Origin of the sequence: Brevundimonas bullata (assembly GCF_003350205.1) — a bacterium.
Classification (GTDB): domain Bacteria; phylum Pseudomonadota; class Alphaproteobacteria; order Caulobacterales; family Caulobacteraceae; genus Brevundimonas; species Brevundimonas bullata.
Map to the genome: position 1 here is coordinate 1 of NZ_QLLC01000058.1, position 10421 is coordinate 10421.

General features: G+C 62.3%; 6 protein-coding genes and 2 pseudogenes. 7 read left to right on the top strand and 1 reads right to left on the bottom strand.

Going from position 1 to position 10421, the window contains the following annotated elements; genetic code table 11:
• Positions 1-460: 460 nt before the first annotated feature.
• Positions 461-676, bottom strand: coding sequence for a helix-turn-helix domain-containing protein (locus DXK21_RS15890; protein WP_114818741.1), 216 nt, complete (start codon positions 674-676; stop codon positions 461-463).
• Between the two features lie 67 nt (positions 677-743).
• On the opposite strand from DXK21_RS15890, the gene DXK21_RS15895 reads away from it, so the two are divergent.
• The 7 genes and pseudogenes from DXK21_RS15895 (at position 744) to DXK21_RS15925 (ending at position 10223) form a co-directional block, all read left to right on the top strand.
• Entirely contained in the window at positions 744-1562 is an 819-nt protein-coding gene (locus DXK21_RS15895) for a hypothetical protein (RefSeq protein ID WP_114818742.1), read from the top strand.
• A 41-nt stretch (positions 1563-1603) separates the two neighbouring features.
• Positions 1604-1930, top strand: a complete 327-nt coding sequence (locus DXK21_RS15900; protein WP_114818743.1) for an addiction module antidote protein — start codon at positions 1604-1606, stop codon at positions 1928-1930.
• A gap of 819 nt (positions 1931-2749) precedes the next feature.
• Positions 2750-2983 (top strand): annotated as a pseudogene (locus DXK21_RS17155) (helix-turn-helix domain-containing protein); the annotation flags it as partial.
• A 17-nt stretch (positions 2984-3000) separates the two neighbouring features.
• A complete protein-coding gene (locus DXK21_RS16640) occupies positions 3001-3360 on the top strand; it encodes a TetR/AcrR family transcriptional regulator (RefSeq protein ID WP_245945253.1) in 360 nt (119 codons plus the stop codon).
• A gap of 325 nt (positions 3361-3685) precedes the next feature.
• Positions 3686-3787: pseudogene (locus tag DXK21_RS15910) on the top strand (IS5/IS1182 family transposase); the annotation flags it as partial.
• A gap of 911 nt (positions 3788-4698) precedes the next feature.
• Complete coding sequence (locus tag DXK21_RS15920; RefSeq protein ID WP_162790723.1) at positions 4699-8895, top strand: RHS repeat domain-containing protein; 4197 nt, start codon at positions 4699-4701, stop codon at positions 8893-8895.
• A 299-nt stretch (positions 8896-9194) separates the two neighbouring features.
• Positions 9195-10223 carry an IS110 family RNA-guided transposase gene (locus DXK21_RS15925; RefSeq protein WP_114818747.1) on the top strand — a complete coding sequence of 343 codons (1029 nt, stop codon included), beginning with the start codon at positions 9195-9197 and terminating at the stop codon, positions 10221-10223.
• Positions 10224-10421 lie beyond the last annotated feature (198 nt).

Genomic DNA, 10421 nt, shown 5'->3' on the forward strand with positions numbered 1-10421 from the left:
GACGAGATCCTGCAGCCGCTTTAGCTCGCCGCGGTCCTCACCGGATGGCTACGATGATAATGGGGTGAGATGTTCGTGACGATACGAGGGTTGTGAGAGGGCATGAACCACCAATTCGTGCAGCGGGGTGTCTAAGGTGTAACACCTTAGTAGGCAGAAAATGTTGAGGAAAGTGACATTGGGCCTGAGGGGTGTTGAAAGTGTAACTCCGCTCGCAGTTTTATTGATCAATAATATCAATAAGTTGTGGCGACGCAGATGTGCGTAATGTGTGCCGCGCCCATGGGCGTTGTCGACAGAGTCCCGCGTGCGGGCTAGCCCTGATCTAAGTGTGCGCACACACCGACCGCGGTAGGGGCTTTCATCCTCTTGAGCGGGGCGAATGGAGCTCGAGAGAGGCGTTCATAAATCTAGGTTGGGGTGGCGGCTGCCAACTGCAGGCCCGCTTGAGCACGCAGCTCTAGCTGCTGAAAAAGTCTGCCACTTTGCAGTTCAGGCCTCGCGCCAGCGCAAACACCGCCTTGATGCCGACGTTGCGTTCTCCGCGTTCTATGCCGCCGATATAATTCCGATGCAGCTCCGACCGGTGTGCCAGCTCCTCCTGGCTGAGCTCGCGCGCAAGCCTTAGCTGCCTCACGGCCTTACCGAAGGCGAGAAGGTCCGGATCGGTTTCCACCTCCTTGACTTGCGGCTGAGTGCTGCGGTCATCTACACACTATCAGTGTGAATTTATGGGAACCGACATGTGGACTGAAGGCCTCTCGGCTCTGGATTATCTAATTGGAGAAGAGACCCATCTGGATGGAGCCGAGTTGAAGCAGCTTGTTCATCTCGCTTCCCTGGACGCCATGCGCCGGGCTGTCGCTGGCGGCCTCGGCCCGGAAGGAGCTCAGGTTTTACAAATCCTGCTGCTGCTGTGGGAGAGGCGGGTGCAGAAGCGGTCGGAAAGTCCCTATATCGTTGCTGTGCATGATGTGGATTTGGAGGCCCTCCTGGATCTAGATGAGGGCCAGGTGCGCGAAGGGCTTCGTCAGTTGCTCCCATTCGTTCGCGTGGACGACCTAGACCTCTACCTCTGCGGCGATATCGAATTGAGCTTGGAGCCGCTTCTCAATGGGGACGGCCTTCTTGCTGATCGGCTGGATCTAGTCTGGCGAACGACGCATGCGCGGGACTTGATTGAAGCGGCGACCGAAGCGGAAGAAGCCATTCATTGCTACCTGGGACAGTTGCTAGAAAGGGTGGATCCCCACGCAGGTGATCGATTGGCGATCTTGCAAACGCGGTGGCGCCAATATCTTTCCCATGAGCGTTTCGTGCGGCCCTATGACGTTCGGCAAGTGCGCTCGGATTTATGCGCTTTCGAAGATCAGACTGCGGAACTGGCGCGTGTGCATGATGGTTTCGTGGGGCTGCTAGGTCGCGCAGATGAATATGGAGCGCTATTCTCCGAGCGACATAGATTGGCGCCAGGCGTTCGACTCCAAGCGTTACGCGGGCCCTACCGCGTCCGCTCGACCCGCCTTGATCGCCCTGCCGGGCGATTGGAGGTCGTGGGGTGAGGCAAGATCGCACGAGCAATGTGAGAGGGGAGTTCAAGATAATGTCTGGGTTAGGCATCACCATTTTTGATCCGGCCGAAGCGCTTACCGACCCCGAGTGCATGGCCGCTTATGTCGACGTGGTTGCGGAAGAGGCGGGCGATGATGCCGGAGAGATTCTCGGGGCGCTGGGCATCGCCGTCCGCGCGAGCGGCTCTGCGACGGCTGTGGCGATGAGAGCTGGCCTCACGCTAGGGGAACTCGAAACGGCGCTGGCTAAGGGAGCTGAGCCGAGTTTTGAAGCGGTGCTGAAGATTGCGCGGGGTCTGGGCATCCGTATGCGCTTTGCGGCGAAGAACGACGTACGGACCGGGAAAGGATGTGGCTGAGACGTTGAAACGCGTGCCTTCAACATTGCCAGCCACATCGACGAGTTTGAGGATGTTTTCGCGTATCGTGAGCTTCATTCAGAAGGATTGAAGGTGACGTTTATGAATGTTTGTAACAATACGCTCATTTTGGCGTCGAAGCCTGACGCTTGCCGACTTATTTCGTGAAATTGGCCTCTGCATCCGGGGCGAGCCTTTTGAACGCTGACGGTATGGACACCATGATTGATCGTCGAACTCTTAAACAACGGCGTGACGATGATTTTGAGGCTCTAATGTGTGCCCTGAGCGAAGCTATCGCTTGCGCAAAAGGCGAACCGGAGGGGGCGGGCGTCCGCGTTTTTGTTCCAGGTGAATCTCTGACCGAAAAATGGGTGGCGAAGGAGACCTCTCGTTAGAGGACTTGAAAGAGGCGCGCAGGTTGGGGGTGCATTCCTCCGCGGGCCTATCGGACGCTAGCTCATTGAGGCGCACCGCAGCGAGTAGCGTCAGACAATCAGCGGTGCTCCTGGGGGCCATCCAGGTGGACTGCTCCTGACTGAGGCTGTGTGAAAACGCCTTGGTATGGAGCGAATTAGGGTAGCCTCCTGAGGTCAGCAGGAGGTGGGTATGAGCCGCTTCGTTCAGGGTGCAGATCGCCGGCATCCTAGGCGAAAACGGAGGTCGGCGTCCCCGACGAGCGCAGCCTACGCCGCCCAGCAGCAGTTGGTCATGACGCGCCTGTCGCAGCAGACCAATCTGGTCGAACTCTACAGGGCCCTGGGAGGGGAACTGCAGTGAAAGCCAGCCGCCGCGCCACCCCGGCAAAACGAGCGCGGAATGTCACGGTCTAGCCCCGACGGCGCCGTGCGCCGGCCGGGCCCGCGGAGCAAGCCTGCTGCGGCTCGGCCGAGAAGCCGCGGCCGTGCCGCTGCGACCCATAAGGTCCTGTTGCTGGCGGCGCGGCGTGCCTTCGTCCGTTTCGGGTACCGCGTCAGCATTCGCGCTATCGCCGCCGACGCGGGCTATGATCACGCGCTCTTCTATCGACACTTCCCGTCGAAGGCCGATCTCTTTCGGGAGGCCTTTGATTGCAACCAGTTCGTCTGGGGCCGAAGACAGTGCGATCGGCTTTCGGAGAGCAACTCGCGCGGTTTCTTCTCACCAGCGGGCGTGGCGCAGTTGATCTTGTTCAGGCTGCGGTACGTTCGGCAGGCGAGCCTGAAGCCTTAGCCGTTGTTGTCGATCTCTTCGAGAAACGTCTGGCGGAGCCGCTCGCCGCCTGGCTGGGCGGGAGTCAAGCGAGAGTCAGATCGAAGGCGATCATCGCGCTTGCGTCCGGCGTGCACCTTCTACGGGACGCCCTGTCTGAAAAGCCGGACGAGCAGGAGGTGTTGATCGAACTGCTGGGACAGATTTTTCAGGATCTCGTGGATCCGCCAGCGACGTAGCTGATGCTGGTGCGGCAAGGTAATCGTTGTCCATCCCGCTTGCTCTGGCCCGAAGCCTGCGCCAGCGCACACTCGGCCGGTTCATCTGGCTGACGGCGGTCGGCGGGGCGGTGTCGCTTACTCGTGCGCAGTCTCAGTCATAACTGGGTCTTATTCGATGCCGTCAGGGTGCCTTTCGTCGATTGTGATCAGTCCGAGTTTCTCGACAGCTTCATCGAGAAAAGTCCGGTGTTGGCCGGAAGCTCGCTAAATGTGCGGAACATGCCTAGGCTCAGGACCCATTGATGTGAGACGCGATCTGATCCAAGCTCCTGAGGAGCTGGATTTGAGCGACTTATATTGGCTGACGGACGAGCCGATGGCTCGACTCCAGCCCTATTTCTCCAAGAGCCATGGGAAGCCTCGTGTGGATGACCGGCGGGTCTTGATCTACACAGCGCCACTACATTGGAGGTCTCCGGTCATTTGAACTGGATGTCACACGCCACCGTCTGGTGCCCGGCGACGACTGCTACATCCATTCCTTCCGGCAACGATGGCGCCACTTCCTGCCGGCCGAATGATCGCTGCCTGACGGAGCGAGGGCCACGGCGGCGCAGCTTTCATATCGCGCAGGCGTCGTGGCCCTTGCGGGCTCACGGCTGCCAGATATCGCTATCAAGAATTTCAGGCATGCCAATCGCTTGTCTCCCAATCACGATGAGACACGGTCAACGGCAAAGCTGCTCTTGACGCGCTCGCCCATCTGGCGAACCTTGGTCGCTCGGGGGGAGTGTAGCACATGGCGTCGAGGCGGAAACTGCTGGCGGGGTTTGGCGGCCTGGCCGCCAGTCTGTTTCTTGCGCGGCAGGTGCGGGCGCAGTCCTACACTTACGACGCGCTGGGGCGGGTTATCACGGTCACACGACCGGATGGGACGGTGACCACCTACACCTACGACGCGGCCAACAATCGCTCAGGTCGGACAACTACGGCGCCGCCTCCACCTCCGCCACCTCCGCCACCTCCGCTGGTCGCCACGGTGAGCCCGTCAACGGTCACGGGCGATGCGACCGGGGCCGGGCCTGCCGTCGCGAGCATCAGTGGCGGCGTGCCGCCCTATGTCCTGCTGTGGGAACGGGTGTCCGGTGACGCGGTGACGACGGCGTCGACGCCGACGGCAGCCTCTACGATCTGGATCCGGTCTGGCCCCGTAATAGGCCCGACACGCATCTCCTACTGGCGTTTACGCGCCACTGACTCGGTCTCGACCGTCGCCTACACCGGACAGGTGCAGGTTCGGATTGTGATGATATGAGGTCCGTGATTTCCGTCCATCGTCATATCCGCAGTAGCCTCATGTTCGTCGCCCTTCTGGGAACGACGCCGCTTTTGCCAGCTTATGCGCTGGCCCAGGAAGCCCAACTGCCGGCGCCCCGAGCTGCCCAGGCAAACGATGCGAACGGGGTCGATCTATTAAGCGGCGGCTTCTCCGATGCCGGCCCGATCATCAGCGTGGGATCTAATGACCGGGGCCTTGCCTATCGGCCGGTCATGACTGACCGCGGTCGCTGGACCGACAACGTCAGGGGTGAAGTCGTTAGCGTCTGTGAATGGGATGACGCTGCGAACAACTGCATGTGGGTCAACGGGACTTACATGAACGTCAGCGTCGGCGGCCTCGCCTCTGTCGTGTTCGAGAACACCGGCAGTGGTTGGGCGCCCACGAACGGTCAGTCTTCGACCCTTCTCGGATCAGGAAGCAACTGGGTCTTCACCACCCATGACGGTGCGATTGCGACCTATGCCCTGCCGACGCTCAAGCCCTATGCCGGGAATGAAATCGGCGTCATGCAGACGCCGTTGGCGTCGATCCAGACCCTAAAGCGCCCGAACGGGGAACTGGTCACCTATCATTATCGGGAGACCGCCCCCGGCGTGTCGGTGCTGGCCTCGGTCACGAACAACTCAGGCTACCAACTGCATTTCGAATACAGCGGAACAACCGATCCCGAGATGATCAAGGCGATCGCAGTCAACAATGCGATCGAGTACTGCGCGCCCACGGCGGCGACTTGCACCTTCATCGGCGCCTGGCCGACCCTGACCTTCGCCGTCAGTGGGGCGGAGCGGTCGGTGACCGATTCCCTAGACCGCACGACTGTTTACACCATAGGCAACCCTGCGCCCGGCGCGCGGCCTCGTGTCGTGGGCGTCCGCCGCCCGACTCGGGCCAGCGGCCAGAATCTGGCAATCAACTATCGCGCCCGGATCACCGTCGATCCGCCCTCGATCGAACGCTATGGGCCAGTCACGACGGTGACGACCGACTCGGGAACTTGGATCTATCGAAATAGCGTGGGTGGCGACCACACCGTCACCGTCGAAGATCCCCTGGGACACAGCACCTACTACGCCGCCTATTCCGCAAGAGGTGTGGGCGATATCGCGTTGACCCAGGCGCTGGCGCAGGTGACCGACGCCTTAGGCAACACGACGACCAATGCTCATGATTTCCGGCCCAACATCGGACCGGTGCTGACGTCGGTGACCTACCCCGAAGGCGACAAGGCGGCGATGGCCTATGACGCGAGGGGCAATCTGACGGAGATGCGTCAGATCTCGAAGACGCCGGGAACACCTGCCGACATCGTGCAGACCGTGGCCTATCCCCCGACCTGCGCCAATCCAGTCACCTGCAACCGCCCCATTTCGCTGACGGATGCGCGCGGGGGCGTCACGACCTTGGCCTGGAGCGCCACCCACGGCGGCCTGCTGACCGAGACCCGACCCGCCCCGATAGCTGGCGCGGTCCAGCCGCAGACGCGCCAGAGCTACGTCTCGACCTATGCCTGGTACAAAAACGGTGCGGGCGTCCTGGCCCAGGCGGCGACGCCGGTTTGGCTCCAGACCGAGACATCGGCCTGCGCCACCCTGGCGAGTTGCGACGGCACGGCCGACGAGGTCCAGACCACAACCACCTATCAGGCGGGATCCAGCAGCCTGGCGTCCAACCTGCTGCCAGTCAGCGTCTCTAGCGGTTCGGGCGACGGCCTGCTGACGGCGACCACGACCACCACCTATGACGCGGCGAGCAATGTGCTGACGGTCAACGGCCCCCTGGCCGGAAGCGCCGACACCACCCGCTATGTCTGGGATGTCATGCGCCAGCTGCTGGGCGTAATCGGGCCGGACCCGGACGGGACGGGCGGCCGCCTGTATCCAGCCACCCGCACCACCTACAATGCCGACGGCCAGGTCACGACAGTTGAGCAGGGCACGACCTTGGGTCAGACCAACGCCGACTGGTCGACCTTCTCGGCCCTGCAGACCGCGACCACGGCCTATGACGCACAGGGCCGCAAGATCCGCGACATCGCCGCCGCCGGCTCGGCCGATGCCATGGTCAGTCAATACAGCTATGACGCCGCCAGCCGCCTGACCTGCACCGCTCGGCGGATGAACCCGGCGGTCTATGGATCGCTGCCCGCCTCGGCCTGCGTGCTGGGAACGACGGGCGCGTACGGGCCAGACCGCATCACTTTCAACACCTATGACAAGGCCGACCGCCTGTTGAGCACCACCAGCGGCTATCTGTCGGGCACGACGATCACTGAGAGCCAGACCTGGACCGCCAATGGCAAAGTCGCCACCCGCACGGACGGCGCCGGCAACTTATCGACCTATGTTTACGACGGCTTCGACCGGCCGGTTCAGCTGCGCTATCCGAACGCTTCGGGCGGTGGATCGTCGATGACGGACTATGAAGCCTGGGCCTACGATCCTTCCGGCAATATGGTCAGTCGCCGCAACCGAGGCGGGGAGACCTTCGTCCAGGTTTGGGACGCTCTGAACCGCAAGACGCTGACGGATGCTCCAGCCGGGGTGGATGACTTCAGTTACGCCTATGACAATCTGAGCCGTCAACGCACCGCGACCGCCGGCGGCCAGGCCCTGACCTCGACCTGGGACGCCCTGTCGCGGCTGACCTCGGCGGCGGGAGCGCTGGGGACGGTGGGCTATGGGTACAATCTGGCGGGGCGTCGGACCTCGATCGCCTGGCCGGACGGCTTCTGGGTCGCCTACGACTACAACCTGGCCGGCGAACTGACGGCGATCCGTGAGAACGGGGCGACGAACTGGCAACTGGCGTCCTGGGGCTACGACAATCTGGGCCGCCGCATCGCGCAGGGGAATGCGAACGGCTCGACGACGAGTTGGGGTTATGACGCGGCCGGCCGTCTGACCAGTTTGACGCAGGATCTGGCGGGATCGGCCAGCGACCTGACTGTGACCTTGGCCTATAGCCCCGCAAGCCAGATCACCACCCGAACCCTTTCCAACGCGGCCTATGTGTTCACACCGGCGGCGGGCTCGACGAACCACGTCAACAATGGCCGCAACCAGGTGACGAGCGTGGGCGGGGCGGGCGTCGGCTATGACGGGCGAGGCAACATCACCGCGCTGCCGGGCGTCGGCTATGGCTTTAACGCTCTGAACCAACTGGTGAGCGCCACGGTCGCAGGCTCGACGACCGGCTTGAGCTACGATCCGGCGGACCGGCTGTATCAGCTCGGATCGACGCGCTTCCTGTACGACGGGCCTCAGGCGATCGCCGAATACGGTCCCGGCGGCAATGTCCTGCGCCGCTACATTCCGGGCATCGGGGCGGATCAGACGATCGTCGCCTACGAGGGCGCGGGCTATGACCGGCGCTGGCTCCAGGCCGACGAGCGCGGTTCGGTCGTGGCGATCACCGATGGATCGGCCAATGCGCTGGCGATCAACCTCTATGACGAATACGGCGCGCCCGGCCCGTCCAACGCCGGTCGGTTCCAGTACACCGGCCAGATGTGGCTGCCGGAGGTGCAGGCCTATCACTACAAGGCCCGCGTCTATCAGCCCGGTCTAGGCCGGTTCCTCCAGACTGATCCCATCGGATACGACGACGGGCTCAACCTTTATGCCTATGTCGCAAACGATCCCGTGAACCGGACTGACCCGACCGGGATGTTCGAATGCTGGACCTGTGTTGGTGGCGAAAGAGTCCAGAATGCCGATGGTACGGTGACTATCCGTAGCAATCAGTTCCTTCGAGTTCTCGTGCCAGGACAGGTCGCTTGGGACAATGCGCGGACGAATTGGGCTAACGGAGATCGCGTCGGCGCGGCCATTTCTGCGACTGCCATGTTGGGGGAGCAGGCGGCGGTCGTCCTGACGGCAGGTGCTAGTTCACAGGCCGGCAATGCCACGAGAGCCGCAACGGCAAGTGCTCAAGCTGAAGGTACTGCGCTGAGGACAACGCAGCATGGGGCAGAACGAATAGCTGGCGCAAATGCCACTCGCGGAGGCGTATTGAGTGCGGAGGGCGTCGAAGCGACTCGGGCTGCTGGGCGAACGATGACGCAAGCCGATGGAGCGATAGTTCGCATTGCGCCAGCCGGCGAAGGGCGCTTCAACGTGGTAGTTGAGGGGGAGCGTGGCGTAATCACCACCTTCTCAAGGCTAAGTCAGCGTAGCTTAGACCGACTTTCCAAAAACTATGGTTGGGATTGAAAATCCGATGATTTGTTGCTTCTGCTACACCGAAATCTTGGAAACGGAACGCCTCGCCGTGGCCCTTCGCTTGCAAAACGCTTTCAATCCCGGCCCAGAACAGAATTTGTTTTCTCATGCCGATTGCCTAGCTTCTCGGCTGAATCCTTCGGTACCTTTCGATGCGGAAGTGCTGGTAGATTAAGAGGGCTTCCCTGTAATCGGGCCAGCCGCCATGCCCCCGTTCGCCTTCTGGAGCGTCTTGCGCGACAGTGGCTGACGCGGGCGACGACCGCGCCCGTGAACGCGCACGGGAGAGCATGATGGCGGAGTACCACGTTGGGCTGGATGTCTCGTTGGACGAGACGAGCGTCTGTGTCGTCGATCAGGACGGTAAGGTTCTGAAGGAATGCAAGGCGGCCACCGAGCCGGCGGACATCGCCTTAGCGATCTCCGCCTACGCCGACGACGTCGCCCGCGTCGGGCTCGAAGCTCAGTCCTTGTCGCCCTGGCTCTACACAGAACTGCAGGCGCTAGGCCTTCCGGTGATCGTCGTCGAGACGCAGCATATGAAGGCGGCGCTGCGGGCTCAGCGCAACAAGACCGACAAGAACGACGCACGCGGAATCGCCCAGATGATGCGTATGGGCTGGTTCCGCCGGGTGCACGTGAAGAGCCACGACAGTATGCAGCTACGTGTTCTGCTGTCGAACCGGCGTCTGTTGAAGCGCAAGTTCCTGGACGTCGAGAACGAGCTGCGCGGCACCCTGAAGGCCTTCGGGATCAAGATCGGCAAGGTCAGTCGGGGGCGCTTCGAAGCCCGTACCATTGAGCTCCTCGACGGCGCCGACCCAACGTTGCGAGGCATGGTGATCAGCATGCTGAGGGTCCGCCGGATGCTCTGGGACGAGTGCCTGAAGCTGCACGCATTGCTCGTTCGGACGGTGCGCGACGACCCCGTCTGCAGACGTTTCATGACGGTCCCTGGAGTCGGCCCGGTTGTCGCGCTGACCTTCCGGACTGCCGTCGATGACCCGCATCGGTTCAGTCGATCCCGCACCGTCGGCGCCCACTTCGGCCTCACGCCGCGCAAGTTCCAGTCCGGCACGATCGACTACGACGGGCGCATCTCCAAGTGCGGAGACGGCGAGGTCCGAACCGCTCTCTACGAGGCCGCGAGCAGCCTGCTCGTGCGCTGTAAGACGTCCTCGGAACTGCGGAGCTGGGGGCTCAGCCTGGTGAAGCGGCGAGGTCACAAGAAGGCTCTGGTCGCCGTCGCCCGTAAGCTCGCCACACTTCTTCATCGCATGTGGCTGGACGGGACCGACTTCCGCCCGGCCGCCGCCTGACCCGCAAAAGGATGCGCGCATGACCCTCTGAACCAGTTCACCCGGATCCGCTTCGGCGGAACAACGCCCGTGACGGGGCCGCGGGTCGGGGACGACGATCGCTATCTTGCCTGTGCCGCCCAGCGAGCACGCGTTGAGTGCTTTGAACCGCGCCGGGTTTGCCGGAGGCTCCAACTCCTGAGTAAGGTGGAGCATCAT

Excerpts from the sequence above, each read along its gene's own strand:
- DXK21_RS15925 (WP_114818747.1), top strand. The coding sequence starts at position 9,195 with ATGATGGCGGAGTACCACGTTGGGCTGGATGTCTCGTTGGACGAGACG.
- DXK21_RS15900 (WP_114818743.1), top strand. The coding sequence starts at position 1,604 with ATGTCTGGGTTAGGCATCACCATTTTTGATCCGGCCGAAGCGCTTACC.
- DXK21_RS15920 (WP_162790723.1), top strand. The coding sequence starts at position 4,699 with ATGTTCGTCGCCCTTCTGGGAACGACGCCGCTTTTGCCAGCTTATGCG.
- DXK21_RS15895 (WP_114818742.1), top strand. The coding sequence starts at position 744 with ATGTGGACTGAAGGCCTCTCGGCTCTGGATTATCTAATTGGAGAAGAG.